The following is a 26276-nucleotide window of genomic DNA, read 5'->3' on the forward strand; positions in this document are numbered from 1 at the left end:
AATGGTGTACCGGGCGGAGTATCGCAACAAGCTTGCGGAGTTGGCGCCGTCACGGACGCCGATACCGGGCCACCCAGCCGGCCGCGCGCAACAGCCAGCCAAGCATTGCCACCAACGCGCCGAACGCCGACAGCGCCTGCCCAAAGCGATCGCGCGTCACGAGCGCGAGCATCGCCTTGGTGTCGAACGCAGAGATCCCGCCCCTTGGCGGCCGCCAATCGGTCTCCGCCATGATGCCGCCGATCAAGACCATCGCGGTGCCGACGAGCACGATCCAGCACAGCAGGCGCCGTCGCGCGGCCACGGCAGGTCGCGAAAGTGCAATCACGACGGCGGCATTCGCAAGCGCGAACGCACCGCACTTCAACAGGCGGCGGCCGTGGGAAACGAGATAATATCCATCGTCGAACAGGCCGTCGGTCCGGACGACACCCCATGGCCGCATGCCCAGCGTGCCGGCTACTCCCAGGAGAAGAAGCATTCCCGCGGTAGCAACGACGAACACCGCCGCCACATGAATCGCTGGAATGCGCGCTTTCACCCGATCTGCTCGAAGCACCAGCGCAGGATCGCCTTCTGGGCGTGGAGCCGGTTCTCCGCCTCGGGCCAGATCAGCGACTGGGGCCCGTCGATCACCGCGTCGGTCACTTCCTCGCCGCGGTGCGCGGGGAGGCAGTGGAGGAAGGCGGCGTCGGGCCTGGCCTCGGCCATCAGCGCCGGCGTGACCTGATAGGGCATCATCGCCGCGAGCTTGGTGTCGGCATGCGCCTGGCCCATCGAGATCCAGGTGTCGGTGACGACCACGTCCGCACCCTCGACCGCTTCGCGCGGATCGCCGACCACGCGCGCCCGGCCGTTGCCTCGCGCGACCACCGCGTCGCTCGGCTGGAAGCCCTGAGGGCAAGCCGCGACCACGTCGAAGTGCATCATCGCGCCCGCCTCGATGATCGAGGCGAGCACATTGTTGCCGTCGCCGAGCCAGGCGACCTTGAGCCCGGGCAGCGCCTTGCCCGCCTCGATCAGCGTCAGCAGGTCCGCGACGATCTGGCAGGGATGCGAATCGTCGGTCAGCCCGTTGATCACCGGCACGCTGGCATGGCGCGCCATCTCGATGAGCTTCGCATGCTCGTCGGTGCGGATCATGATCGCGTCGCAATAGCCCGAGAGCACGCGCGCGGTGTCCGCCACCGTCTCGCCGCGGCCGAGCTGGGTGTTGCCGGCGTCGAGCACCACCGAGGTGCCGCCCAGCTGGCGGATCGCCAGGTCGAACGACACGCGCGTGCGGGTCGAGCTCTTCTCGAACACCATGCCGAGGACATGGCCGTCGAGGGGGGCATCGGCGTCGGGCCGGCCTTTCGGCCAGCCCTTGCGCGAGGTCTTGCGGTCGAGCGCGTCGTGGAGGATCGCCGCGAGACCTTCCGGACCGGCGTCCGAAAGGTCGAGGAAATCCCTCACGCCGCGGCGGCGGGCGTATAGGCCCGCGCGCCTTCGCTCAGCCTCTCGATGCACTCGGCGATGTGGCTCTCGTCGATGATCAGCGGCGGTAGCACGCGGAAGACGTTCTCGCCCGCCGCCACGGTGAGCAGCCCGTGGTTGTCGCGCAGGTGCGCCACGAAATCGCGCGACACCGCCGGCTCCTTCATCTTGATGCCGAGCATCAGCCCCTTGCCGCGGATCTCCTCGAAGAGGTGGTCGTGGTTGGGGATCAGCTGCTCGAACGCCTGGCGGAGGCGATCGCCCATCGCCGTGACGTGCTCGAGGAAGCCGGGCTCGAGCATCACGTCGAGGATCGCCTGCCCCGCCGCCATGCCGAGCGGATTGCCACCATAGGTCGAGCCGTGGGTGCCGATCACCATCCCCTTGGCCGCTTCCTCGGTCGCGAGGCACGCGCCGAGCGGGAAGCCGCCGCCGATGCCCTTCGCCGCGGTCGCGATGTCGGGAGTGATGCCGTAATGCTCATAGGCCCACATCTTGCCGGTCCGGCCATAGCCGCACTGGATCTCGTCGAGGATCAGCAGCAGGCCATGCTCGTCGCAGGCCCTGCGCAGGCCCTGGATGAACTCGGGCGTGCCCGCGGTCATCCCGCCCTCGCCCTGCACGGTTTCGACCATGAAGCCCGCGGTCTGGTCGTCGATCAGCGCCAGCGCGCCTTCGAGGTTGTTGAATTTCGCATAAGCGAAGCCCGGGAGCAGCGGCTCGAAGCCGTCGCGCATCTTGGGCTGGTCGGTCGCGCTGATCGCGCCGAGCGAGCGGCCGTGGAAGGCGTTCTTGAAGGTGATCAGCTTGTAGCGCTGCGGATTGCCGTTGGCATAATGGTAGCGGCGCGCGGTCTTGATCGCGCATTCGACCGCCTCGACGCCCGAATTGGTGAAGAACACCGTGTCGGCGAAGCTGTTGTCGACGATGCGCTGCGCCAGCGCCTCACCCTGCGGCGAACCATAGAGGTTCGACACGTGCATCAGCGTTGCGGCCTGGTCCTGGATCGCTTTGGTCAGGTGCGGATGGCCGTGGCCGAGCGCGTTGACCGCGATGCCCGCGGCGAAGTCCAGATAGCGTTCCCCTCGTTCGCCGATGAGATAGCAGCCCTCGCCTCGCACCGGCCGAACCCCGCACCGGGGATAGACTGGCATCAGCGGGGTGATCGTCATCGAACCTGCTCCTCCTTCGAGCGTGCTTGGGGAAGGACTCCGGAAAAAACGAAAGGCGGCCCGTGTCCGGACCGCCCGGAGCGGGTGTTTACGAGTCCGCGCGGGGGGGATCAACCCCTGTTCGTTTCGCTCAGAGCCGTCATCCCGGCGAAAGCCGGGACCCAGGGTTACGAAGGACCTCGCCCGTGGCCCTGGGTCCCGGCTTTCGCCGGGATGACGGTTGAAGGTTGCGAGCGCGCCCCTCAAGGCACCGCGCGGTTCCAGGCCTGCGTCACCCCGCGGCTGCGGCCATAATCCGCCAGGCACGCCATGTAATTGGGGTGGAACTGCAGCGGCTTGGCCTTGGCGTCGATCGCGCGCCAGGCGCCGCAGGTATTGCCTTCGAACCGGTGGTCGTCGGGTACTTCCCCCCCGGGCAGGTTGGCGTTGGAGATATACGCCATGCGCATCTGGCCGAGCTTGATCCCGAAGCCTTCGGCATCGTTGACCGAGAAGCGATAGACTTGTCCCTCGAGCAGGTCGACCGCGCGGAGGCCAAAGGTCGCGGCCGACCATTTGAGCGCCGGCTTGCCGTCGGCCTCCCACGGCCCGCTCTCGAGCGAATTGTTCGCGATCACCGTCACCCGCGCATCCTTCGTCGCGGCATGGCCGATCGCCGGCAGCAGCTGCTGGAGGAACACGCCGAAGCGCGCGCCGCCGTCCATGTACATGCTCGTGCCATGGTCGGTCTCGAGCGTGATCGGCGGCACCCCCGGCGGAACGCTCGAGGAGGCGAGCAGCGCCTCGACATAGCAGTCCTGCAATCGCAGCTTCTCCGGCATGTCGCGCGTCGCGCGGATCCGCGAGCCGAGTTCGGTCATGTCGATCGCATAGCCATAGCCGTCGTCGAGATTGACCACGCCGACGTAGAGCCCGCGGCCTTCCTCGTCGCGCTGGCGGCCGACTTCATCGAGCGTCTGGAGCGTGAGCAGCGCCTTGAGCCGCGCCTTGAGCGGCCCGAAGCCCGCGGCCGAGCCCTTGAACACGATCCCCGCGGGCCCGCCGAGCTTGCGCGTCATCAGATCGCTCTCGCTGCCGATCGAATAGGCGAGCGCGAGGTCGCCGAGGTTCGAGGTACCGGGCCGAATCGGGAACTGGTGCGGCTCGCCCGGAGCCTGCGAGGCGAGACGGCCGTCGACCCAGCGATAGTCGGTGCGGTCGGCGGGGACGGGGCTGTTGGCGAGGAACATCAGCGTGCTCTGGAGCGAGCCGGTCGAGACGCCGGTGACGATGTCGTAGGTCGGGACCTTGTCCATGCCCCAGAAGAAGCCCGCGCCGAACGCGCCGTGCTCGCCGCCGCCGCTCAGCACGAGGAACTGGTCGTGGTCCGCGCCCGGCTCGACGTCGCGGATCGCGTGGCGCTGGGCCATCTGCGTCTGGATCTGGGCGGTGAAGGCGTCGCTGGGCGCTTCCTGGCCTGCGCCGAGCGCGCCGGGCGCGCCGGCCTGAAGCCCCGGCGTGCCGTCGGGCCGCGCGACGGGCACCGTCATCGGGATCGCGCGATAATTGCAGCCGGCGATCGGGCGCGGCCGGTCCTGGACGCAGCCGGCGAGCAGCCCCGCGAGCAGCATCACCGGCAGAAATGCTTGAATCCGCATGCCAATCCCCCTCACCCCGGTCTCGGCGAGAATAGGGCGCCGGGGAGTCCTCGGCAATTGCCCGCAACTTCTAAAGAAATCGCAAGCGCTTCAACAGGATGGCCGATCTTTACTGTCGAAGTCGAACAATATTGTTCGCGCTCGCTCAGTTCTTGAGCTTCCAGCCCCGGCGCAGCAGCGCATAGCAAGTGAGGCCGAGCACGAGGTCGAGCCCGAGGATCACCACGCTCCCCACCAGCACCGGCGAATCGGCGACGCCGAGGAAGCCGTATCGGAACCCCGAGATGATGTAGAAGAAAGGGTTGAAATGGCTGATCGTGCGGAAGGCGGGTGCGAGCCGGTCGACCGAATAGAAGGTGCCCGAGAGCAGGGCGAGCGGCGCGACGACGAAGTTGGTGACCGCCGCGGCATGGTCGAACTTGGTCGCCCAGATCGAGGTCAGCACGCCCATCAGCGAGAGGAACACCGAGCCGAGCAGCCCGAACCACAGCACTGCGAAGCCGTTCACCGGGATGACGTGCACCCCCGGCCACAGCAACATCGCGATCCATACCGCGCCGCCGACGCAGAAGGCGCGCGTCACGGCGCCGCCGGTCAGCGCCGCGAGCAGCTCGGCGGTCGAGAGCGGCGGCATCAGGTAATCGACGATCGTCCCCTGGATCTTGCCGACGAGCAGCGAGAAACTCGCATTGGCGAAGGCGTTCTGCAGCATGCCCATCACGATGAGCCCCGGCGCGATGAAATCGGGGAAGTGGATCTCGCGCCCCTGCAGCGCCACGGTGCGCCCGCCGCCGCCCAGCGCGACCGAGAAGATCACGAGGAACAGCAGCGTGGTGACCGCCGGCGCCCAAACTGTCTGGAGCTGCACCTTGAAGAAACGGCGCACCTCCTTGATATAGAGCGTTCGCAGGCCTCCCCAGTTGACGTTGCGGATGACCGGAACGCCGGGCTCGGGGAGCTGTTGACCGATTTCTGGCTGGCTGGGCATGGCGCGTTCGCGTACTCGCTGCCCGCGCAGCCTGCAAGGTGAAGGAAGACTGGTGAGCTGGACCGAAGAGCGGATCGATACCCTCAAGCGGATGTGGGACAGCGGGATGACCGCGACTCAGATCGCCGAGGAACTGGGCGGGGTGAGCCGCAATGCGGTGATCGGCAAGGCGCATCGCCTGGGCCTGCCGGCGCGGCCGTCGCCAGTGAAGCCCAACGAAGCCAAGGCCGAATCGACGCCGCGCCCGGCGCCCGCCGCACCGTCGCCGGCCCCCGCGCCGCGCCCTGCTCCGACCGCCGCGCCGGCTGCAGCCCCGGCCCCGGCTGCGCCTGCTGCTGCGTCGGCGCCGGCAGCCCCTGCGGGCGAGTCCAAACCCGACGGGCCGGTGCTCCGCTCGGTCGGTCCCGGCGGCTTCCTGCGCCAGAACCCCGGCGAGGCCTCAGCGCCGATCGCGCCCGCGCCGCCGCGTCGCCTCGTGCCGGCCAAGCCGAGCGAAGCGATCGCGGGCAAGACCTCGCTGCTCGATCTCAATGACAAGGTCTGCAAATGGCCGATCGGCCATCCCGGCGAGCCCGACTTCCATTTCTGCGGCGACAAGGTGAACCCGGGCTTCCCCTATTGCGTCGATCATTGCGGCCACGCCTATCAGGCGCAGCTCCCGCGCCGCGACCGCCGTCCCCCGCCGCCGCTGCCCTTCGGCGGCCCCAGGGTTCGTTGACGCGTCCGCCGAGCGGCAGACACGGATCAATCGAAGCGCCCCGGAAGCCCGGCTTCCGGGGCGCTTTGCATTCAGGGCTTGGCGGCCGCCTCGCCATATTCCCACGCCCAGGGCAGGCCCGTCTCGCCCAGCACGGCGCGCGTGATCTCGGGGAAGCCGCGCTCGGCGCGGACGTCGTTGGCGAGGATCACCAGGCTGCGGCGGCCGCGGTCGAGCGTCGCCCAGAGGTTGCCGGTCGACTCATTGTGGCCGGTCTTGAAGAAGCCCGGCCCCTGCGGCCCCTGGAAGGTCACCACGCCCAGCCCCGCCGAGACACCCTTGGGCCGCTCGGCCGGCGGCAGCTCGGGCGCGAGCGTCGGGAACTGGCTGCGCGTCGTGATCGGCAGCTGCGGGCGGATCATCTCCGCGCGCGCTTTGGCGCTGATCCCCTCGCCCCGCGCGAAGCCCGCGGCGAACTTCGCCATGTCGGCGATCGTCGTGTCCATCGATCCCGCGGCGCGGACGCGGCTGCGCTCGTCGTGCGGCTCGACCTTGCCCTCGGCGGTCCAGCCGTCGGCGAGGTTCCTCGCGAAGTCGGGGCGCCACTTCATGCTCGTGTTCGCCATGCCGAAGCGATCGAACACGCGGCGCTGCATCTCGGCGCCGAGCTCGAGCCCCAGCCCCTGCTCGATCACGAACTGGAGCAGGATGATCCCCTCGCCCGAATAGGCGTAGCGCGTGCCCGGATCGAAGTGCATCCGCAGCTTCTCGTCGGGCTCGAGGTAGGCGAAATTGGCGAAGCCGGTGCTGTGGGTCAGGATGATCCGCGGCGTGATCCGGCGCCAGCGCTCGTCGTCGGCGAGGTCGCCCCAATTCCCATAGGCGTCGAGATTGCCATATTCGGGCAAGGGCTTGGGCAGGATGTCGGCGATCGAGCGGTCGAGCGCGAGCTTCCCCTCGTCGACCATCTGCATCACCGTATAGGCGAACACTGCCTTGGTGACCGAGGCGCCGTACATCACCGTGTCGGTGGTCAGCGGATCGCCCGCCTCGTTTCGCGCGCCGAAGGCGTGGACGCCGGTGACCTGGCCGTCCGCCACCGTCGCGACCGCGAGCCCGCGCGCACCGCTCCGCGCCATTGCCATCCGCGCGACCGCTTCAATCCCGAAGGTCGCGCCCGCCGCCGCGCTGGGCACGAACGGGCTGGCGGCGAGCATCGCCATTGCCGTGCGCCTGTCGATCATTTCATATCCCCCTCGAGCACCACGCAATAGACGAGCGGCAGGTCGGTCCGCATCGCCGGCGCCATGCGCGTCGCGCCGGGCGCGGGCGTGGTGCGCGCGAGGTTGTTGAGCGCGATCTGCTGCGCGCGCAGGTCGGGGAGCGCGAAGCTCTTCACGCCGTCGCCGCCATAAGCGGTGCCGAACAGCCGGAAGAGCGCGTCATGGTCGCGCACCGAGAGCAGCTCGCCGTTCGCCGCCTTCATCCCTGCGGGGCATTGGCCGGTGGCGCTGATCACGATCTCGCCGGCGAAGCGCTGCGCGGCGGCGGGAATAGCGACGCACAGCGCCAGCAAGCCGGTGCACAAGGTTAAGCCATTGAACGGCAAGCGCATTCATTCCCTCCCTGATTCGCCGCCCTGCTATAGCGGGCGTCGCATGCCGATCCAGATCACCGCTTCGGTGGCGGCCGAGACGAGCGGCGCGATCAGCCATGCTGCAAGGCCACGCACCTCCCGTGAAGCGTTGTCGCGATGCTCACGCTCCTCGGCGACAATCTGAGCAATCACCACGACTGCCGCGGGATCGATTGTCGCGAGCTTCGCCATCTGGTCCTCGAGGTGGCAGAGCACCACCCGCTCGATCCCGAGCGTCGCCGCGGCGATCGCCGAGGGGCCGAGCAGCCCCGTCACCACACCCAGCGTCGTGCCCAGCACCCCGCACGGCGCGTAGCTCCAGCACCACCGCTGCCCGCGCCGCGCGATCTCGGCAGCGAACAGTGCGCGGTGGCGCCGTTCGTGCGCGAGGCAATGCTCGATCCCCGCGACCGCGCCCGGCGATCGCCAGCGTGCGATTCGCGCCTGCGCGGCATAGACGCACACCGCGCCATGCTCGCCGGCATGATCGACGCGCAGGATCCGATCCCCCCGGGTCTCCCCCGCCGCCATTTCCGCCGTCAGCACCATTTCCCCTGCCTATCGCATCGGCTTTCGGTGGATAACCCCCCGCCCGCCTTGCGCAGCCGATTCCTGCGCCCCTATACTCGGCCATGGCCGACGACCTGTTCGCTTCCCCCGGCTCCACGCCCGGCAATTACGACGCTTCCTCGATCGAGGTCCTCGAAGGGCTCGAGCCGGTCCGCCGGCGCCCGGGCATGTATATCGGCGGGACCGACGAGCGCGCGCTCCACCACCTCGCCGCCGAAGTGCTCGACAATGCGATGGACGAAGCCGTCGCGGGCCATGCCACGCGGATCGAAGTGACGCTCGAGGCGGGCAACCGCCTCACCATCGTCGACAACGGCCGCGGCATCCCGGTCGACCCGCATCCCAAATTCCCCGACAAGTCGGCGCTCGAAGTCATCCTCTCGACGCTCCATTCGGGCGGCAAGTTCAGCGGCAAGGCGTACAACACGAGCGGTGGCCTTCATGGGGTGGGCGTGTCGGTGGTCAACGCGCTGTCGATGGACACGGTGATCGAAGTCGCGCGCGAGAAGCAGCTCTACCGCCAGCGCTTCGCCCGCGGCGTGACGCTCGCCCCGCTCGAGCATCTCGGCGGCACGCCCAACCGGCGCGGCACGTCGGTCGCCTTCACGCCCGACACCGAGATCTTCGGCGAGATGCTGTTCAAGCCCGGCCGGCTCTACAAGCTCGCGCGCTCCAAGGCCTATCTGTTCGCCGGCGTCGAGATCCGCTGGAAGTGCGACGCCGAGCTGATCACCGACGATACCCCCGCCGAAGCGGTGTTCCAGTTCCCCGGCGGCCTGGCGGACCATCTCAGGGAGCAGATCGGCACGCGCGAATGCGCGACGGCGGAGTTCTTCTCGGGCGCGCAGGATTTCCCGGACGGCCAGGGCCGCGTCGAATGGGCAGTCGCCTGGCCGCTGTGGAGCGACGGCTCGTACAGCTGGTATTGCAACACCATCCCCACGCCCGACGGCGGCACCCACGAGCAGGGCCTGCGCACCGCACTTACCCGCGGCATCCGCGCGTTCGGCGAGCTCGTCGGGCAGAAGAAGGCCAAGGACATCACCGCGGACGACGTGATGACCGGCTCCGAACTGATGCTCAGCGTGTTCATCCGCGACCCGCAGTTCCAGTCGCAGACCAAGGACCGGCTAACCTCGCCCGAAGCCGCGGGGCTGGTCGAGAAGGCGGTGCGCGACCATTTCGACCATTTCCTCTCCGACCATATGGACCGCGGCAAGGCGCTGCTCGGCTATGTGCTCGAGCGGATGGACGAGCGGCTGCGGCGCAAGGCCGAGCGCGAGGTCAAGCGCAAGACCGCGACCTCGGCGCGCAAGCTCCGCCTGCCCGGCAAGCTCACCGATTGCTCGGCGGACGATCCCGCGGGCACCGAGCTCTTCATCGTCGAGGGCGACTCGGCGGGCGGCTCGGCCAAGCAGGCGCGCGACCGCAAGACCCAGGCGATCCTGCCGATCCGTGGCAAGATCCTCAACGTCGCCTCGGCGACCAGCGCCAAGATCCTGGCCAACCAGGAGATCGCCGACCTGATCCAGGCGCTCGGCTGCGGCACCCGCAAGGACTGCGTGCCCGAGAACCTCCGCTACGAGCGCATCATCATCATGACCGACGCCGACGTCGACGGTGCGCATATCGCGACGCTGCTGATGACCTTCTTCTTCCAGGAGATGCCCGACCTCGTCCGCCAGGGGCATCTCTACCTCGCCCAGCCGCCGCTCTATCGGCTGACGGTGGGCGCCAAGTCGGCCTATGCGCGCGACGATGCGCACCGCGCCGAGATCGAGGCGACGCTGTTCAAGGGCAAGAAGGTCGAGGTCAGCCGCTTCAAGGGACTGGGCGAGATGAACCCGGGCCAGCTCAAGGAAACGACGATGGACCCGGCGACGCGCGGCATGCTGCGCGTCCGCCTGCCCGAGGAATATGAGGAGCGCGCGGTGGTGAAGGACCTCGTCGAGCGGCTGATGGGCAACAACCCGGCGCACCGCTTCGCCTTCATCCAGGAGAATGCCGCGCGGCTGGAGGAAGAGGCGATCGACGCCTGATCGAGCATCGGAAAGTCAGCCTCCGTTCATCTCCCCGCAAGGAAACTCGCCCGCGAAAACAGGGGAGGAATGCCGATGATCCGCCGGTGCATCCTGGGCTTCGCGCTCGCCACGAGCGCCTTGGCCGCCGGGCCCGCGAGCGCGCAGGACAGCGAAGCCCAGCCACGCGATGCGATGGGCCCGCGCAACCTCTTCGCCGGCAGCAGCTCGCGCAGCATGACCTGCCAGGCCGCGCGTACCATCGCCGGCGTCGACCATCGCTACCGCGCGAGCTTCACCTTCGAGAACAACCAGCCGGTGCCGACCGGCGAAGGCACGTTCGCCACCGCATCGGCCTCGCTCGTGCCCGCCACGCTCTCGCTCGGCACCGGCGTGACCATCGCCGACCGCAAGCACCTCGGGCTCAGCCAGACCGCCACCTTCCGCCAGGACTGGGGCAAGGATTACGACATCAGCTACGAGCTCGACCTGACGCTGAGCATCCCCGGCACGAGCGACCAGCCGCTCGTCTCGCGCGTCTACCTCGACGGCAGGCAAATCTGGTACCAGGGCCTCCACAATCCCAAGCCGGGCACCAGCCTCTATGCGATCGAGCGCGTCGACAAGCTCGACAGGGGCGCCGACCCGCCCCACGGGCGCCTCCGCTTCACCTTCGAACGCGACGGCACGCAGGTCGCCGACCTGTCGTTCGACGCTTCGTTGCTGCTCGCACGCGAGTTCGTCGAGGAGAACACCAAGCCGCTGGTCAGTCAGGACCTCGCCGGCGGGCGACTCCCGCCCGGCTGCCGCTAATCGATCGACGCCCCGCGCCCGCGCCTCTATGAAGGGGCGGGTGCCAGCGGGGAGAGCGGCGAGTGAGTGATGGCGACGGGCGGATCGATCTCGCGCATGCGCCGGGATTCGCGCTCGGCCGCGTCGCGGTCAGGCCCGGCACGCGCGAGCTGGTGCGCGACGACGGCGCGGTCGAGGTGCTCGAGCCGCGCGTGATGCAGGTGCTCGTCGCGCTCGCCCGAGCCGACGGGGCGATCGTCAGCCGCGACGACCTGACCCGGCTCTGCTGGGAAGGTCGCGTCGTCGGCGAGGATGCGATCAACCGCGTGATCTCGCGCCTTCGCCGCTCGGCCGAAGGGATCGGCGAAGGCAGCTTCGCGATCGAGACGATCACCAAGGTCGGCTACCGGCTGGTCCGCACGGCCGCTGAGACATCGCCGCCCTCGCCAGCGGCACCGGCAACGCCGGCGGCCCCGTCGCGCCGCGCGCTGGTGATCGGCGGCGGCGGCGCGCTGGCGGCGGCCGCGCTGGGCGGCTGGTGGCTCTGGCCGCGCGACCGCGGCCCGCAGCCGCCGCCCGCCGACGTCGCCGGCATGGTCAAATCGGGCTACGATGCGATGCGCCAGGCGACCATCGAGGGCAATGCCGCCGCGATGGGCCTGCTCACGCGCGTGACCGAGCTCCACCCCGATTATGCCGACGGCTGGGGGTTGCTCGCCCATATCTATGCGCTCCAGTCGCACTATGCCGAGCCGCGCATGGCGCCCCAGCTCGCCGACAAGGCGCGCAACGTGATCGCGCGGACCTTCTCGCTCGATCCGGTCAATGCCTATGCCAATGGCGCCGCGGCCTGGCTCTATCCGCGGCTCGGTCATTGGGCGGTGCAGGAGCGGCTGCTCCGCGTCGGGCTCGACCAGCGCCCCGACGACGGGCTGCTCGCCAACGACATGGGCATCACGCTGGTCCAGGTCGGCCGGATGCGCGAGGCGGCGGACCTGATGACGCGCGCGGTCGCCGCGACCTCGCCCGCGCCCAACGAGCTGTTCTTCCACCTGCAATGCCTGTGGGGCGCGAACCGGATGGACGAGCTCGATCGCGCGATGGACCAGGCCTATCGGCTGTTCCCGCTTCACTTCGCGATCTGGTTCGGCCGCTATTACACCTACACCTTCACCGGCCGTTTCGACGAGGCGATCGCGATGGGCGAGAATCTCGACGGCCGCCCCGCGGGAATCCCCGATATCGAGATCGAGCGCGTGCTGATCTACACGCGTGCGCTCAAGTCGCGCGCGCCGGCCGAGGTGGCGCGCGCGATCGAGGTGATGCTCGACCAGGCGCACGAGGGCGCGGGCTACGCCGAGAACACCATCCAGTATCTCACCGCCTATGGCCGGCTCGACCTCACCTTCGAGGTCGCCGACGCCTATTTCTTCAACCGAGGCTTCACCGTGCCCGACAATCGCTTCGACCCCAAGGCGCGCACCTATTCGCGGATCGAGGACCGGCGATCGATGTACCTCTTCCTGCCGCACCTCGCCCCGATGCGCCGCGATCCGCGCTTCGCGAAGCTGGTCGGCGATCTCGGCCTCGAACGCTATTGGCGCGAAAGCGGCAGGCGCCCGGACTATCGGACGTGACCGCGCCCGGCCGGATCGAGCTGGCGCATGTGGCGCCCTTCCCGCTCGGCGCGCTTTCGGTGCGCCCAGAGACGCGCGAGCTGACCAGCGCCGATGGCGCGACCGAGATCCTCGAGCCGCGGGTGATGCAGGTGCTCGTCGCGCTCGCCCAGGCCAGAGGTTCGGTGGTGACGCGCGATGAACTCGGCCAGAGTTGCTGGGATGGGCGCGTGGTGGGCGAGGATGCGATCAACCGCGTGCTTTCGCGCCTGCGCCGCGTCGCCGAGGGGATCGGCCAGGGCCGCTTCCGGATCGAGACGATCACCAAGGTGGGCTATCGGCTGGTCCTCGAGAGGGCGGAGCCAGCGCCTGCGCCGGAGTCGGCGCCCGGGCCGGCGCATCCGAGCCGCCGCCGCCTGCTGCTGCTCGGCGGAGGCGCGGCCGCAGTCGCCGCAGCCGGCGGCGGCGCGGCACTGTTCCTCCGCCGCCCGGCCCAGCCCAAGCTCCCACCCGAGGCCGAAGCGCTGATGGCGCGCGCCCGCGATGCGCTCCGCCTCCAGACCACCGAAGCCAATATGACCGCGATCGGCCTGATGCGCCGCGTCGTCGAGCTCGCGCCCGACAACGCTGAGGCCTGGGCGCTGCTCGCCGAAGCCTATGCCTGGGCCTATTTCGGCCGCGGCATGCGCGACGATGCGTCGATGATGACTCACGCCAAGGCTGCGCTCGATCGTGCCCGAGCGCTCGATCCACGCAACACGACCGCGCTCAAGGCCGAGTTCCTGCTGATGCCCGGCCTGGGCAGCTGGGGCGAGCGCGAGCGCAAGGTGAAGGCAGCGCTCGTCGATCATCCCGACGATTTCGATCTGGTCCAGTCGCTCGGCTGGGTCTACGCCCAGACGGGACAGTGCAACGCCGCGCTCGGGCCCTTTCGCAAGCTCGCCGCGATCGATCCCACCGCGCCCAGCCCACGCTACCAGCTGGCCACGACGCTTTGGGCAGCGAACCGCCTCGAGGAGGCCGATCGCGTCGTCGACGAGAGCCTGTCGCTCTTCCCGGGCTATTACGCGATGTGGTTCGCGCGCTTCTACCTCTCGCTCTACAGCGGCCGCGTGAACGACGCGATCGCCTTCGCCGAGAACATCGCGATCCGCCCGCCCGGCATCCCGCCCGCCGAGTTCGAACTGATCCTCAAGGTCGCCCGCGCCATGCGCTCGCGGAACCCAGCCGAGGTCGATTCCGCGATGGCCGCCGCACTCGAGTCGGCGCACCACGGCTCGGGCCATGCCGAGAATGCGATCGCCTATGCCTGCGCCTTCGGGCGGATCGATACCGCCTTCGAGATCGCCGACGCGCTGTTCTTCGCGCGCGGCTTCGATCCGGGCGAAGTGCGCTTCACCACCGAGCAGGGCAGCTTCACGCGCCGCGACGATCGCCGGACGCACTATCTCTTCTGGCCGCCCTATGCCCCATTACGGGCCGATCCGCGCTTCGAGCGGCTGATGGAAGCGATCGGCCTCGCCAAATTCTGGCGCGACAACCACATTGTGCCGGATTATCGCCGCTAGCGCGCCACCGAGAGTCGGGATTGAGCGCGAGTCGAGAACCGGGTGGTGGGATTTTCCGATATGCGTAGCAGCTTGTTCCTGGCCGCCGCGGTGCTGATCGCGGCCCCCGCGTTCGCGCAGACGGCGCCGACTCCCGCGCCGACGCCCGCCGAAGCCTCGGGCCAGGACGGCGAAGGCCCCGCGATCGTCGTCACCGGCCAGTCGCTCGCCGACACCGCGCGCGTGCTCAACGCCTGCGTCGAGCGCAGCTGCCCGACCGACGAGGACATCGCCGCCGCGGTCTCGCATGCCGAGAACCAGTTCGTCGCGGGCGACTACAAGGGCGCGCGCGGCACGCTCGCCGCGACGATGAAGCGCAACCAGCGCTATGCGAAGCAATATCCGATCCCCTTCTCGGACCTGCTGCGCGCCGACGCCCGCATCGCGGTGCACCTCGGCGACGGTGCCGCCTATCGCAAGGGGATGGTCAAGGCACTGACCGCGCTCGAGAGCGGCGTGAGCGGCGAGGACCCGCGCGTGCTGATCGCCCGGATCGAAGTCGGCGACGCGCTGGTCAGCACCGGCCGCTATGCCGAGGCGCAGCAGCGCTACGAACAGGTGATCGGCGACGCGCGCCGCATCGGCCAGCCGACCGTCCAGGGCTTCGCGATGCTCCGCCTCGCCTCGATGCGCGCGCAGCTCGCCGCGACCGACCCGGCGTGGCGCAAATCCGCCGGCGAGGCGCTCGACCAGCTCATCGCCAGCACCGATCCGAAACAGGCCGCCTATGCCAGCGCCGCGCGCGCGATGAAGGCGCGGCTCGAGGCGCGGCTGGGCGACAGCAAGGCCGCCGACGCGCTGATCGCCGAGCTGCGCCGCACGCCGACCGAGAAGCCGGTGCTCGTCGTGGCGCCGCCCGTCGACCTTGCCGGTGCGCGCCGCACCAAGGGCGAGCCCGAGGACCCGCGCTGGGTCGACGTGACTTATTGGATCGCGCCCGACGGCAGCACCACCGACGCCGACGTGCTCCGCCAGGGCGGACCGGTCGAGCCGGCGTGGAGCAACGCCGTGCTCGCCTCGATCCGCACCCGCCGCTACGCGCCCTTGAAGCGTGACCCGAGCGACCCCGGCGTGCTGCGCGTCGAGCGCTACAGCTTCACCTTCCGCAAGGCCGCCGCGCCGATGGGCTGGCTGGGCATGCACGAATCGCAGGTCCGGCTAGAGATGCTCGACCTGTCGAGCGACGATGCCGAGCCCGCCGAAATCCAGATCCGCCAGAGACGGTCCTGACGCATAAATCTTGATATCATGATTTTTCCGGCGTAGATCGGCTCGCGAGGGGCGACTCGCCCCGCGGGGAGGTCCCGATGCGTGTTCTGCCGTTGCTGTTCGCCGTGCTCGTCGCGGCGCCGATGCCTAGCGCCCATGCCCAGGTCGCGACGTCGGCGCAGGTTTCGCCGCCCGCCGCGCCCGAGGCTTCGCCCGAGCTCAAGGCGCGCCTCGCCGCGCTGCCGGACATCCTCAATGGCAGGGGCGACTATGACAGCTATTTCGCGGCGAACTTCCGCGCGGCCGTCCCCAAGGACAAGTTCGCGCAGATGATCCAGCAGTTGATGGGCTCGGTCGGGCCCTTCGTTGCGATCGAGCGTGTCACCATCGTCTCGCCCTGGGAAGCGACGCTCGACGTCGGCTTTCGCGACGCGGTGGGCAGCGGCAAGATCATCGTCGACAAGGCCGAGCCGCATCAGGTGACCGGCTTCGGCCTGTCGAGCCTCGTCGCGCGCGCCGCAAGCGTCGACGAAGTGGTCAAGCAGATCGCCGCACTGCCCGGCCTCACCGGCTTCGCCTTCGCCACGCTCGGCGACGGGGCGCCGCGCATCGACGCCGCGCGCAATGCCGATACGCCGCTGGCGATCGGATCGGCGTTCAAGCTCACGATCCTTGCCGAACTCGTCCGCGAAGTGAATGCGGGCGAGCGCCACTGGGACGACAAGGAGACGCTCGACGGCACGCAGCTGCCCGGCGGCGCCTATGTCTTCTATCCCAAGGGGGCCGAAGTCACGATCCGCGAGCTCGCGGGCAAGATGATCTCGATCAGCGACAACAGCGCCACCGACATCCTGCTGCGCACGCTCGGCCGCGAGAAGGTGGAGGCGATGATGCCGGTGGTCGGCGTCGCCGATCCCGCGCGCAACCGGCCGTTCCTCTCGACGCTCGAGATGTTCAAGCTGAAGGGCATCGCCGGGCTCGACGCGCGCTGGCTGGCAACCGACGAAGCGGGCCGTCGCGCGATGCTCGCCGAGGTCGACGCCGCGCCGGTCACTTCGATCCGCACCGACCTGTTCCGCGACGGCAAGCCGATCCATGTCGACACGATCGAATGGTATTACTCCCCCGCCGACCTCGTCCGCGTGATGGACTGGCTGCGCCGCAACACCGCGAGCGGGCCGGGCGCCGAGGCGCGCGCGATCCTGGGCAAGAACCCCGGCATCGGCCCGGCGAGCGCGGGGCGCTGGCAATATGTCGGCTACAAGGGCGGGTCGGAGCCCGGCGTGCTCAACCTGACGCTGCTGCTCCAGGGCAAGGACGGCAGCTGGCACGTGCTCACCGCAAGCTGGAACGACACGACGAAGGACGTCGAGCTCAATCGATTGCTCAGCCTGATCTCGCGCGCCGCCGACCTCAGCGCGCCGAAGTAGCCCGCCCTTCCCACTCCTCGCGAAGCATGCCGTAGAGCGTGGTGTCGCGCACGCCGATGTGCGTCTCCCATTCGGCGCGGAGATAGCCTTCGAGCTTGAACCCGAGCCGCTCGAGCAGCCCGCGCGAGGGCAGATTGTCGGGATCGGTATCGGCGAAGACGCGGCGCTGGCCCTCGGCGAAGACCTGGTCGATCACTGCCGACACCGCCTCGGCGGCGATGCCGGTGCGCCAGTACGCCGGCATCAGCATATAGCCGATCTCGGTGACGTTGCCCTGGCGCTTCTCGCCCGCCGCGACGAAGCCGATCGCGGTATCGTCGCCGCGCAGCGTGATCGCCCAGCAGCGCCAGGGGCCGCCGGCGAAGACGAAGCTCGCGCGCGTCTGCTCGACGCTGGTGTGCGGCGCGCTCGACCACCAGCGCATCAGCTCGGGATCGGCGAACCCGGGATGCAGCGCCACGGCATCGTCGATCACGCGCGGCCGGAGCACCAGCCGCGCGGTCTCGAGCACCGGCGTGTCGCGAGGCGCGAGTTGTTTCACTCGTTCCCGCCGATGAACTGGCCGAGCCCGCCGAGCACCGAGCCTTCGCCGCGGTTCTGCCCGCCGCCGGGCATCGCGGTAGCGATCACCCGCCCGGCGAGGCGTGCGAAGGGCAGCGACTGGATCCACACCTTGCCCGGCCCGCGCAGCCGCGCGAAGAACAGCCCCTCGCCGCCGAACAGCACGCTGCGCACGCCGCCCGCGGTGACGAGGTCGAAGTCGACGCTGGGGGTGAGCGCGGCGAGGCAGCCGGTGTCGACGTGGAGCTCCTCGCCCGGCGCCAGCTCGCGCTCGGTGATCGTGCCGCCGAACTGGACGAACACCCAGCCGTCGCCGTCCAGCCGCTGCATGATGAAGCCTTCGCCGCCGAACAGCCCGGTCATCACCCGGCGCTGGAAGGCGATCCCCATCGACACGCCGCGCGCGGCCGCGAGGAAGGCGTCCTTCTGGCAGATCAGCGTGCCCCCCAGGTCGCTGAGCTTGAGCGGCACGATCGCGCCGGGCACGGGTGCAGCGAAGGCGACACGCGCCTTGCCCGAGCCATTGTGGGTGAAGACCGTGGTGAACAGGCTCTCGCCAGTCACCAGCCTTTTGCCCGCGCCGAGCAGCTTGTCCATGAACCCGCCGCCCTGCCCGCCCGAGCCGTCGCCGAACACGGTGGTCATGCCGATGCTGGCGTCCTTCCACACCATCGCGCCGGCCTCCGCGACCGCGCTTTCGCCCGGATCGAGCTCGATCTCGACGAACTGGAGTTCCTGGCCCTTGATCTCGAAGTCGATGTCGTCGGCGATCGAAGCGCTGCGGCTGTGGCTCCAGGGGCTGCTCGGGGGCATCGAATCTCTCCGGTTGTTGCGCGGGCGGGTGTAGTCAAAAGTCACAAGAGTCACGACGCGTCGCGGCGATTCCGGGCATTTTTTCGGTCGCTCGCGATGCCGCCCGGAACGATCGCCGCCGGCAAGGGAAGCAGGCGAAATCCTATTTTGCAAGCGACGGCGAACCTCGGCGGCCGCCGTCCGATCGATGACGGTTCGAGGGGCAGTTGACGGCCCATAACTCCACGGTTATGGATAAACCCATAGCCAGCGAGTTATACGTGATGACCGCCCCCGACCCGCACGACCTCATCTTCAGGACGCTCGCCGATCCCACGCGGCGCGCGATCTTCGAGCGGCTGTGCCGCGAGGGCGAGCAGACCGTCGGCGGGCTCACCGCGCGCGCCGGCGTGTCGCAGCCGGCAGTCTCCAAGCATCTCGGTGTGCTCAAGCAGGCGGGCCTCGTGCGCGATCGCCACGCCGGCCGCCAGACGCACTACAGCGCCCGCCCCGGCTCGCTCGCGCCGCTGGTCGACTGGGCGGGCAAGATGACCGGCTTCTGGGAAAGCCGCTTCGACGACCTGGAAGCATTGCTCAAGAGGATGGACCAATGACCGACGCCGCCGAGACGCGCACCGTGACCGTCGAGCGCGACATCGCGCATCCGCCCGAGAAGATCTGGCGTGCGCTCACCCAGCCGCACCTGATCGCCGAGTGGCTGATGAACAACGACTTCGTCGCCGAGGTCGGCCACCGCTTCGACTTCACTGCCGACTGGGGCTCTGTCGCGTGCGAAGTGCTCGAGATCGAGCAGGGGCGCGCACTCGCCTATAGCTGGGCGGCGATGGGACTCGAGAGCGTGGTCACCTGGACGCTCGAGCCGAGCGCCCAGGGCACGCACCTGCGCATGGAGCAGACCGGCTTCCGCACCGACCAGGAACAGGCGTATCAGGGTGCCAAGTTCGGCTGGCAGCGCATGTTCGGCGCGCTGGAAACGCTGCTCGATCGCGTCGACTAAGGGGAGACGGGCATGGCCGAGGAACCCGTGCTGCTACCGGGCGGCAATCCCAGGATCGCCAAGGGCGACGGCGATGCGCCGGTCCAGGCCTATATCGCCGCGACGCCGGGCTGGAAGCAGGCCGTCGCGTGCGAGCTCGACGCGGTGATCACGCGGACGCTCCCCGAGGTGCGCAAGGCGGTCAAATGGAACTCGCCCTTCTACGGGGTGGCGGGGATGGGCTGGTTCCTCAGCTTCCATTGCTACACGCGCTTCGTGAAGGTCGCCTTCTTCAAGGGCGCCGAGCTCGACCCGCTGCCGCCAGGCACGTCGAAACAGCCCGACGTCCGCTACCTGGACATCCGCGAGGACGACGCGATCGACGAGGCGCAGCTCGCCGGCTGGATCCGCCAGGCCGCGGCGATCCCCGGCTGGCTGGCCTGACAAGGAACCGCCGATGACCGACCCCACCCCCGCCCAGTTGATCGACCAGCGCATCGCCGATCTCGGCGACTGGCGCGGCGAGACGCTCGCTCGCCTGCGTGCGCTGATCAAGGAAGCCGATCCGCAAGTGGTCGAGGAATGGAAGTGGCGCGGCGTGCCGACCTGGTACCATGCCGGCGGCATCCTCTGCACCGGCGAGACCTACAAGGCGGTGGTCAAGACCACCTTCGCCAAGGGCGCCTCGCTCGCCGATCCCAAGGGGCTGTTCAATTCGAGCCTCGAAGGCAACGTCCGCCGCGCGATCGACTTCCGCGAAGGCGAGGCGATCGACGCGGAGGCGTTCAAGGCGCTGGTCCGCGAGGCAGTCGCGGCGGTGGGGATGAAGGGGCGGAAGTAGGTCCTTTCCGTCACCCCGGCCTTGTGCCGGGGCCCGCCGGGAGGCGAGCACCGGACAAGAGATCGAAGGACGGTCGAAGGGGCGCCGTGGGCCCCGGCACAGGGCCGGGGTGACGATGTGCGGGCGCCCCGACCATGACAGCTACGCCGCCACCGGCTCGCGATAGCGCGCCGCGACTTCGCGCCGGCTGAGACCCGGCGCCATCGCCAGCCGCGCCTGCTGCAGCGCTTCCCACTGGCCTTCGTCGGCGAGCGGCGGGATGGTCACTTCCTCGCCGCGGTCGAACCCGATCAGCGCGGCATCGACCAGGTCGTCGACTTCCATCAGCATCTCGGCCGGCATGCTGTCGACGTCCTTGCCCGAGCGCTCCCAGATCTCGGTGCGCGTCGCACCGGGGAGCACCGCCTGGACGTAGAGCCCCTTGCCGCGGCCCTGCACCGCCAGACCCTGGCTCAGCGCGAGCAGAAACGCCTTGGTGCCGCCATAGAGGCCGTAGCTCCCGTCGCCCAGCTCGGGCGCGAGCCCCAGCACCGAGGCGATGTTGACGATCGCGCCCTTGCCGCGCGCGAGGAACGCCCGGCCCGCGGCCGAAGCGAGCTGCGCGGGCGTCTGCACGTTGAGCGTGATGAGCTGGCGGATCTGCTCCGGGCTCGATTCGACCACCCCGCCCGGCAACGACATGCCGGCATTGTTGACCAGCAGCGTGATCGACGAATCCTCGGCCAGCCGGCGCTCGACCCGCGCGACATCCTCCGCCGCGGTGAGATCGGCCGGCAGCACGTCGATCGACACGCCGGTCTCGGCGCGCAACCGCGTGGCCAGCGCTTCCATCCGCCCGGCATTGCGCGCGACGAGGATCAGGTCGTAGCCGCGCCGCGCGAGGCGATCGGCATAGGTGGCGCCGATGCCGGTCGAGGCGCCGGTGACGAGGGCGGTGCCCAGCGAATTGCTCATGGTCGTATCTCCTGTCCACTTGGGAATTAAGTAACTTGCATTTTGATAGTTATGTCACTATCAAAATGCAATGGACACTGGGAAAATAAATGCGGGCACCTGCCCCATCGGCCGCGCGCTCGATCGGATCGGCGATGCGTGGAGCCTGCTCATCCTGCGCGACGCCGGGCTCGGCGCGACGCGCTTCGACCAGTTCCGCGCCGGCCTCGGGATCGCGCCCAACATCCTCTCGCGCCGGCTCGCGGCGCTGGTCGAGGCGGGGCTGCTCGAGAAGCACAGCTACAGCAAGCGCCCGCCGCGCCACGACTATCGTCTCACCGAGCGCGGGCGCGACTTCCTGCCGGTGCTCGAGGCGATCGGCGCCTGGGGCGCGCGCCATTATGGCGAAGGCCAGACGAGCTACCCGGTCGATGCCGAGACCGGCGCGCGCATCGAGCCGGTCGTCGTCGACCGCGCGACCGGCCGGCCGCTTGCCGGGATCCGCACCCGCCGCGTGATGCCCGGCGAAGCGTGAGGCAAAGCATGTCGGCTGTGCAACGACCCGTGCGATTCTGCGTTGTACCGGCCGGAGATGGCCCTACCCTGGGCCGTCGAGGCGGCGAGAGCATTTCACCCCAGTGTCCACGAGCGAGTTTCCCGCAGGCGAAAGCGCGCTTGCCGAGCTGATCCGCAGCCACGACTGGGCCGCGACGCCGCTTGGGCCGATCGAGGCCTGGCCGCAGAGCCTGCGCACCAACCTCCAAGTGATGCTCGACTCGCCCGTCGCGATCGTGACGCTGTGGGGCGAGCGCGGCACGATGATCTACAACGACGCCTATGCCGAGTTCGCCGGCCAGCGCCATCCTGCGCTGCTCGGCAGCGAGGTCCGCTCGGGCTGGGACGAAGTCTCGGACTTCAACGACAACATCCTCAACGTCGTGCTCGCCGGGGGCACGCTGAGCTACACCGACCATCCGCTGGTTCTCGACCGGTTCGGCAAGCTCGAGACGGTCTATTTCAACCTCGACTATTCGCCGCTGCGCGACGAGGCGGGCAAGCCGGTGGGCGTGATGGCGGTGGTGGTCGAGTTCACCGAAGCCTATCGCGCGCGGATCGCGCTGGAGGAGAGCGCGCGGCGGCTCGCCTTCCTCGACGCGCTCGGCCGCGCGGTCTCGGTATGCAGCGACGCCGACGCGATCCTCGCGATCACCACGCGGATGACGGCCGAGCACCTCGGTGTCTCGAGCTGCGCCTATGCCGACATGGATGCCGACGAGGACGGCTTCACCATTCGCGGCGACTGGCACGCGCCGGGCTCGCCGCCGCTCCTCGGCCATTTCCGCCTCGCCGATTTCGGCAAGCTCGCGGTCAAGGAACTCGGCGCGGGGCGGCCGCTGGTGATCGACGACAATCTCGTCCAGCTGCTGCCGCACGAGGCCAAGGCCTTCCAGGACCTCGGCGTCACGGCGACGGTCTGCATGCCGCTGGTCAAGGAAGGCCGGCTCACCGCGCTGATGGCGATCCACGACAAGGCGCCGCACGCATGGAGCGACTATGAGCGGACGATCATCCGCGAAGTCACCGAACGCTCCTGGGCGCATATCGAGCGCGTCCGCGCCGTCGAGCAGCTCGCCGAGCGCGAGGCCGAGCTGCGCCGCGCACAGGCGGCAGGCGGGGTCGGCGTCTTCTCGGTCGACGTCACCACCAATGTGATCGCCTGCACCCCCGAATTCTGCCGGATCTTCGGCGTCGAGCCCTGCGAGACGGTGACCACCGACGAGATCGATCGGCTGCTCTTCGAGGAGGACAAGGCCCGCATCGCGTCTGCGAAGGATCGCCTCGCCGGCAAGGGACCGCTCGACGTCGAATATCGCATCCACCGCGCCGACACCGGCGAGGAACGGATCATCGCGCGCAAGGCCGAGTTCGAGCGCGACGCCGAGGGCAAGCCGCTGCGCATGGTCGGCGTGGTGCAGGACACCACCGAGCGCCACCGCGTGCAGAGCGCGCTCGAGAAGAGCGAGGCCGGGTTCAGCGCGCTCGCCCAGTCGATGCCCAACCAGGTGTGGACCGCGCGCGCCGACGGCCTGCTCGATTGGTGCAACGCCCAGGCCTATGCCTATAGCGGCAACGAGCCGGGATCGCTCGACGGCGCGAACTGGACGAGGATCGTCCATCCCGACGATGCGCCGGCCGCGGCCGAGCGCTGGGCCGCGGCGGTGGCGAACGGGGACGTCTACCAGACCGAGTTCCGCCTCCGCAGCGCGCAGGGCGAGTGGCGCTGGTTCATCGCGCGCGCGATGCCGATCCGCGATTCGCGCGGGCGGATCACCTCCTGGGTCGGCACCAACACCGACATCCACGAGCAGAAGCTCGCCGAGGCCGAGAGCAGCCGAGACCGCGACCGGCTGTGGACCTTGAGCCGCGACATCCTGCTCGTCTCCGATTTCGAAGGGCGGATCACTGCGATCAACCCGAGCGCGCAGCAGCTGCTCGGCTGGAGAGAGGACGAGATGGTCGGCCGGCTGGTCACCGATTTCGTCCACGAGGACGACCTCGCCAGCACCGCGGCCGAGACCGCCAAGATCGCCGAGGGCGAAGCCACGCTCGCCTTCGAGAATCGCTATCGCGAGAAGGACGGCGGCTATCGCCTGCTCGCATGGACCGCAGTGCCCGACCAGGACCGCATCCACGGCGTCGGCCGCGACATCACCGAGCAGCGCGCCACCGAGGAAGCGCTGCGCCAGAGCCAGAAGATGGAAGCCGTCGGCCAGCTCACCGGCGGGATCGCGCACGACTTCAACAACCTCCTCCAGGGCATCACCGGCAGCCTCGACATCATGGAGAGCCGCATCGCCCAGGGTCGGATGGCCGACATCGACCGCTGGCTGACCGGCGCCAAGACCTCGGCCAACCGCGCCTCGGCGCTCACCCATCGGCTGCTCGCCTTCTCGCGCCGCCAGCCGCTCGATCCGCGGCCGGTGCGCGCCAATCCGCTGATCGGCTCGATCGAGGACATGCTGCGCCGGACGCTGGGCGAGATGATCGAGCTCGAGCTGGTGCTCGGTGGCGGGCTGTGGCTCACGCGCTGCGACCCCAACCAGCTCGAGAGCGCGATCATCAACCTCGCGATCAACGCGCGCGACGCGATGCCCGACGGCGGCAAGCTGACGATCGAGACGTGCAACGCCCATCTCGACAGCATCTATGCCGCGCGCGAGCGCGACGTGCGGCCGGGCCAATATGTCTGCATCTGCGTGTCGGACACCGGCACGGGCATGACCAAGGACGTGATCGCACGCGCGTTCGAGCCGTTCTTCACCACCAAGCCGATGGGCCAGGGCACGGGGCTCGGCCTCTCGATGATCTATGGCTTCACCCGCCAGTCCGAAGGCTATGCGCGGATCTACAGCGAGGTCGGCCACGGCACGACGATCAAGCTCTACTTGCCGCGCTACCGCGGCGAGGCGCCGGCCGAGGAACATGCCCCCGGGCTCGCCGAGGCGCCGGGTTCGCACGAGGGCGAGATCGTGCTGGTGGTCGAGGACGAGCCGGTGGTGCGCGGGCTGATCGTCGAAGTGCTCGGCGAGCTCGGCTATCGCGCGCTCGAGGCGGCGGACGGACCCAAGGGGCTGGAGATCCTCCAGTCGAAGCAGCGGATCGACCTGCTGGTGACCGATATCGGCCTGCCCGGGTTGAACGGCCGCCAGGTGGCCGATGCGGCGCGGCTGGTGCGGCCCGAGCTCAAGGTGCTCTTCATGACCGGCTATGCCGAGAATGCCGCGCTGGCGTCGGGCTTCCTCGAGCCGGGCATGTCGATGATCACCAAGCCCTTCGCGATGGAGCAGCTGGCGAACCGGGTACGAGCGATCATCGAGGAGGGGTGAGCGCCCTATTCGTCCGGCCCGAAACTCCGGCTCTCGCGACCATGCCAAAGGCGCAGGACGAAAATCGTCGCATCGGCGATTTCGTATCGCATCTCGTAGTTGCCGACGACGATCCGGCGAACCTCACGCGGTTCGTACGCTTCCAGCTTTTCGCCGAGGCGAGGATAGTCGAGCAGGCGCGAGGGTGCTCGCGCGAGCTGCTGAACGACCCGCGCCGCGGCATCTGGCGCAATCGGTCTCAGATGTTCATGCAAACGCATCAGGTCGGACGATGCCCGGCTCGTCCAAACGATCCTCATGCGACCGGCGGCGGTAACGGCTCGCCGGTCGAGAGGCTGTCTGCCCAAGCCAAGACGGTCTGATGGTCGATCACCCGGCCGGCATCAACATCGGCAAGCGCTTCAAGCGTCAACTTGTGACGCTCCTCCTCCTGGTCGACCCAGGCGGCCAATGCCTGCTTCACGACCCAGCCGCGCGAACGCTCAAGCCGAGCGGCCAGCAAATCGACCTTGTCCGCAAGGCCGGCGGGTACGTGCGCAGTGAGAACTCGAGTTGCGGCAGTCATCAGCCTGCTCCGATCGCGACGATTGAAATCTAATCACTTTTAATCGCAGCAGCAAGCCCTACCCCGCCAGCGTGTCGACCAGCGCCTTGACCTTCTTCTGCCGCCATTGCGGCAGCGGGGCGACCAGCCAATAGCCGAGCTTCGATCCGCGCGGCTCGCCGACCTGCACCACGCGCCCGTTCGCCAAATCGGCGCGCGCGAGGATCTCGGGCACCGTCGCGCGGCCCAGCCCCTGTGCGGCGGCTTCGATCGCCAGCCCCGCATCCGCCACACGGACCAAGGCGCCGGCATCCTCGGCGAGGCAGCCCGCCCAGGCGATGCGCACGTCGGTGCCGCCGCCGGGGCGCTCGACCGTCACCATGCCTTCGCTCTCGAGCGCTTCGCCCTCATGCTCGCCCGGGCCCTCGCCCCAGCGGATCGCGAGGTCCAGGTTGGCCTCGGTGAAGTCGACGCTCTCGTCCGCCGCGACGAGCACGAAGCGCAGCTCGCCGTCCGCCGCGGCGATCTCGGCGAGCTTGGGCATCAGCCATTTGGTGGTGAGGTCGCGCGGTGCGGCGATCGTCAGCGACTTGGACGATTGCCCCGCCTGCATCGCGCGCACCGATTCCTCGAACTGGAGGAAGCCCGCCCGCAGCGCACCGAGCCCCGACTCGCCTTCGGGCGTGAGCTCCAACCCCTTGGTCGTCCGCCGGAACAGCACGACGCCCAGCGTCTCCTCGAGCGCGCGGATCTGCTGGCCGACCGCGGCAGGCGTCACCGCCAGCTCGTCGGCCGCCCGCGTGAAGGAGAGGTGCCGTGCCGCCGCATCCAGCACGCGGAGGCCGTTCAGGGGAAGATGCGTGCGCTTCATGC

27 protein-coding genes are annotated in these 26276 nt (G+C 69.2%); 13 read left to right on the forward strand and 14 right to left on the reverse strand.

Going from position 1 to position 26276, the window contains the following annotated elements; translation table 11 throughout:
• Positions 1–49: 49 nt before the first annotated feature.
• The 5 genes from J7495_RS12145 to J7495_RS12165 form a co-directional block, all read right to left on the reverse strand.
• Positions 50–481, reverse strand: a complete 432-nt coding sequence (locus J7495_RS12145) for a hypothetical protein (protein WP_294056769.1) — start codon at positions 479–481, stop codon at positions 50–52.
• A 56-nt stretch (positions 482–537) separates the two neighbouring features.
• A complete protein-coding gene (argF, locus tag J7495_RS12150) occupies positions 538–1455 on the reverse strand; it encodes an ornithine carbamoyltransferase (RefSeq protein WP_294056770.1) in 918 nt (305 codons plus the stop codon).
• The gene (locus tag J7495_RS12155) at positions 1452–2648 is read right to left on the reverse strand and encodes an aspartate aminotransferase family protein (protein WP_294056771.1); all 1197 of its coding nucleotides are present in this window, start codon (positions 2646–2648) and stop codon (positions 1452–1454) included. The genes argF and J7495_RS12155 overlap by 4 nt, the downstream gene beginning before the upstream one ends.
• 242 nt (positions 2649–2890) lie before the next feature.
• Positions 2891–4285 (reverse strand): patatin-like phospholipase family protein, encoded by a 1395-nt coding sequence (locus tag J7495_RS12160; protein ID WP_294056772.1) that lies wholly within the window; start codon positions 4283–4285, stop codon positions 2891–2893.
• A 145-nt stretch (positions 4286–4430) separates the two neighbouring features.
• Positions 4431–5273, reverse strand: a complete 843-nt coding sequence (locus tag J7495_RS12165) for an ABC transporter permease (RefSeq protein WP_294056773.1) — start codon at positions 5271–5273, stop codon at positions 4431–4433.
• A 52-nt stretch (positions 5274–5325) separates the two neighbouring features.
• Between J7495_RS12165 and J7495_RS12170 the strand changes: the two genes are divergently transcribed.
• Positions 5326–5991 carry a GcrA family cell cycle regulator gene (locus tag J7495_RS12170; protein WP_294056774.1) on the forward strand — a complete coding sequence of 222 codons (666 nt, stop codon included), beginning with the start codon at positions 5326–5328 and terminating at the stop codon, positions 5989–5991.
• Between the two features lie 71 nt (positions 5992–6062).
• On the opposite strand, the gene J7495_RS12175 is transcribed toward J7495_RS12170, so the two are convergent.
• The 3 genes from J7495_RS12175 to J7495_RS12185 form a co-directional block, all read right to left on the reverse strand.
• Entirely contained in the window at positions 6063–7214 is a 1152-nt protein-coding gene (locus J7495_RS12175) for a serine hydrolase domain-containing protein (RefSeq protein ID WP_294056775.1), read from the reverse strand.
• Positions 7211–7546 carry a tail fiber protein gene (locus tag J7495_RS12180; protein ID WP_294056776.1) on the reverse strand — a complete coding sequence of 112 codons (336 nt, stop codon included), beginning with the start codon at positions 7544–7546 and terminating at the stop codon, positions 7211–7213. The genes J7495_RS12175 and J7495_RS12180 overlap by 4 nt, the downstream gene beginning before the upstream one ends.
• Positions 7547–7612: 66 nt before the next feature.
• Positions 7613–8155 (reverse strand): demethoxyubiquinone hydroxylase family protein, encoded by a 543-nt coding sequence (locus tag J7495_RS12185; RefSeq protein WP_294056777.1) that lies wholly within the window; start codon positions 8153–8155, stop codon positions 7613–7615.
• 83 nt (positions 8156–8238) lie between these two features.
• Between J7495_RS12185 and parE the strand changes: the two genes are divergently transcribed.
• The 6 genes from parE to J7495_RS12215 all read left to right on the forward strand — a co-directional run bounded on the left by parE (position 8239) and on the right by J7495_RS12215 (position 16848).
• Positions 8239–10215 carry a DNA topoisomerase IV subunit B gene (gene parE / locus J7495_RS12190; protein ID WP_294056778.1) on the forward strand — a complete coding sequence of 659 codons (1977 nt, stop codon included), beginning with the start codon at positions 8239–8241 and terminating at the stop codon, positions 10213–10215.
• Positions 10216–10290: 75 nt separating this feature from the next.
• Positions 10291–11007 carry a hypothetical protein gene (locus tag J7495_RS12195; protein ID WP_294056779.1) on the forward strand — a complete coding sequence of 239 codons (717 nt, stop codon included), beginning with the start codon at positions 10291–10293 and terminating at the stop codon, positions 11005–11007.
• A gap of 62 nt (positions 11008–11069) precedes the next feature.
• Positions 11070–12623: a winged helix-turn-helix domain-containing protein gene (locus J7495_RS12200; protein ID WP_294056780.1), complete on the forward strand. Its 1554-nt coding sequence runs from the start codon at positions 11070–11072 to the stop codon at positions 12621–12623.
• Positions 12620–14170 carry a winged helix-turn-helix domain-containing protein gene (locus tag J7495_RS12205; RefSeq protein WP_294056781.1) on the forward strand — a complete coding sequence of 517 codons (1551 nt, stop codon included), beginning with the start codon at positions 12620–12622 and terminating at the stop codon, positions 14168–14170. Before J7495_RS12200 ends, J7495_RS12205 begins: the two co-directional genes overlap by 4 nt.
• Positions 14171–14230: 60 nt before the next feature.
• Positions 14231–15439, forward strand: coding sequence for a hypothetical protein (locus J7495_RS12210; protein WP_294056782.1), 1209 nt, complete (start codon positions 14231–14233; stop codon positions 15437–15439).
• A gap of 77 nt (positions 15440–15516) precedes the next feature.
• A complete protein-coding gene (locus tag J7495_RS12215) occupies positions 15517–16848 on the forward strand; it encodes a serine hydrolase (protein WP_294056783.1) in 1332 nt (443 codons plus the stop codon).
• Here the strand turns inward: J7495_RS12215 and J7495_RS12220 are convergent.
• Together J7495_RS12220 and J7495_RS12225 are read right to left on the reverse strand one after the other, a co-directional pair.
• The gene (locus J7495_RS12220; RefSeq protein ID WP_294056784.1) at positions 16832–17389 is read right to left on the reverse strand and encodes a GNAT family protein; all 558 of its coding nucleotides are present in this window, start codon (positions 17387–17389) and stop codon (positions 16832–16834) included. The genes J7495_RS12215 and J7495_RS12220 overlap by 17 nt on opposite strands.
• The gene (locus J7495_RS12225; RefSeq protein ID WP_294056785.1) at positions 17386–18222 is read right to left on the reverse strand and encodes a TIGR00266 family protein; all 837 of its coding nucleotides are present in this window, start codon (positions 18220–18222) and stop codon (positions 17386–17388) included. The genes J7495_RS12220 and J7495_RS12225 overlap by 4 nt, the downstream gene beginning before the upstream one ends.
• A gap of 263 nt (positions 18223–18485) precedes the next feature.
• Between J7495_RS12225 and J7495_RS12230 the strand changes: the two genes are divergently transcribed.
• From J7495_RS12230 to J7495_RS12245, 4 genes are read left to right on the forward strand one after another with little or no spacing between them, the layout of a single operon-like run.
• Positions 18486–18815 (forward strand): metalloregulator ArsR/SmtB family transcription factor, encoded by a 330-nt coding sequence (locus J7495_RS12230; RefSeq protein ID WP_294056786.1) that lies wholly within the window; start codon positions 18486–18488, stop codon positions 18813–18815.
• Entirely contained in the window at positions 18812–19219 is a 408-nt protein-coding gene (locus J7495_RS12235) for an SRPBCC domain-containing protein (protein WP_294056787.1), read from the forward strand. Before J7495_RS12230 ends, J7495_RS12235 begins: the two co-directional genes overlap by 4 nt.
• Before the next feature lie 12 nt (positions 19220–19231).
• Positions 19232–19642, forward strand: coding sequence for a DUF1801 domain-containing protein (locus J7495_RS12240; RefSeq protein WP_294056789.1), 411 nt, complete (start codon positions 19232–19234; stop codon positions 19640–19642).
• A 13-nt stretch (positions 19643–19655) separates the two neighbouring features.
• Complete coding sequence (locus J7495_RS12245; protein WP_294056790.1) at positions 19656–20039, forward strand: DUF1801 domain-containing protein; 384 nt, start codon at positions 19656–19658, stop codon at positions 20037–20039.
• Between the two features lie 141 nt (positions 20040–20180).
• On the opposite strand, the gene J7495_RS12250 is transcribed toward J7495_RS12245, so the two are convergent.
• Positions 20181–20993: an SDR family oxidoreductase gene (locus tag J7495_RS12250; protein ID WP_294056791.1), complete on the reverse strand. Its 813-nt coding sequence runs from the start codon at positions 20991–20993 to the stop codon at positions 20181–20183.
• A gap of 70 nt (positions 20994–21063) precedes the next feature.
• Between J7495_RS12250 and J7495_RS12255 the strand changes: the two genes are divergently transcribed.
• Together J7495_RS12255 and J7495_RS12260 are read left to right on the forward strand one after the other, a co-directional pair.
• Positions 21064–21507: a helix-turn-helix domain-containing protein gene (locus tag J7495_RS12255; protein ID WP_294056792.1), complete on the forward strand. Its 444-nt coding sequence runs from the start codon at positions 21064–21066 to the stop codon at positions 21505–21507.
• Between the two features lie 103 nt (positions 21508–21610).
• Positions 21611–24859 carry a PAS domain-containing protein gene (locus tag J7495_RS12260; RefSeq protein ID WP_294056793.1) on the forward strand — a complete coding sequence of 1083 codons (3249 nt, stop codon included), beginning with the start codon at positions 21611–21613 and terminating at the stop codon, positions 24857–24859.
• Between the two features lie 5 nt (positions 24860–24864).
• On the opposite strand, the gene J7495_RS12265 is transcribed toward J7495_RS12260, so the two are convergent.
• The 3 genes from J7495_RS12265 to J7495_RS12275 are packed head-to-tail and all read right to left on the reverse strand — an operon-like array spanning position 24865 to position 26274.
• Positions 24865–25158 carry a type II toxin-antitoxin system RelE/ParE family toxin gene (locus J7495_RS12265; RefSeq protein WP_294056794.1) on the reverse strand — a complete coding sequence of 98 codons (294 nt, stop codon included), beginning with the start codon at positions 25156–25158 and terminating at the stop codon, positions 24865–24867.
• A complete protein-coding gene (locus J7495_RS12270; RefSeq protein ID WP_294056796.1) occupies positions 25155–25424 on the reverse strand; it encodes a CopG family ribbon-helix-helix protein in 270 nt (89 codons plus the stop codon). The genes J7495_RS12265 and J7495_RS12270 overlap by 4 nt, the downstream gene beginning before the upstream one ends.
• Before the next feature lie 58 nt (positions 25425–25482).
• Complete coding sequence (locus tag J7495_RS12275) at positions 25483–26274, reverse strand: LysR family transcriptional regulator (protein WP_294056797.1); 792 nt, start codon at positions 26272–26274, stop codon at positions 25483–25485.
• Positions 26275–26276 lie beyond the last annotated feature (2 nt).

It is taken from the genome of Sphingomonas sp. (assembly GCF_017745215.1).
In the GTDB taxonomy this organism is placed as follows: Bacteria; Pseudomonadota; Alphaproteobacteria; order Sphingomonadales; family Sphingomonadaceae; genus Sphingomonas.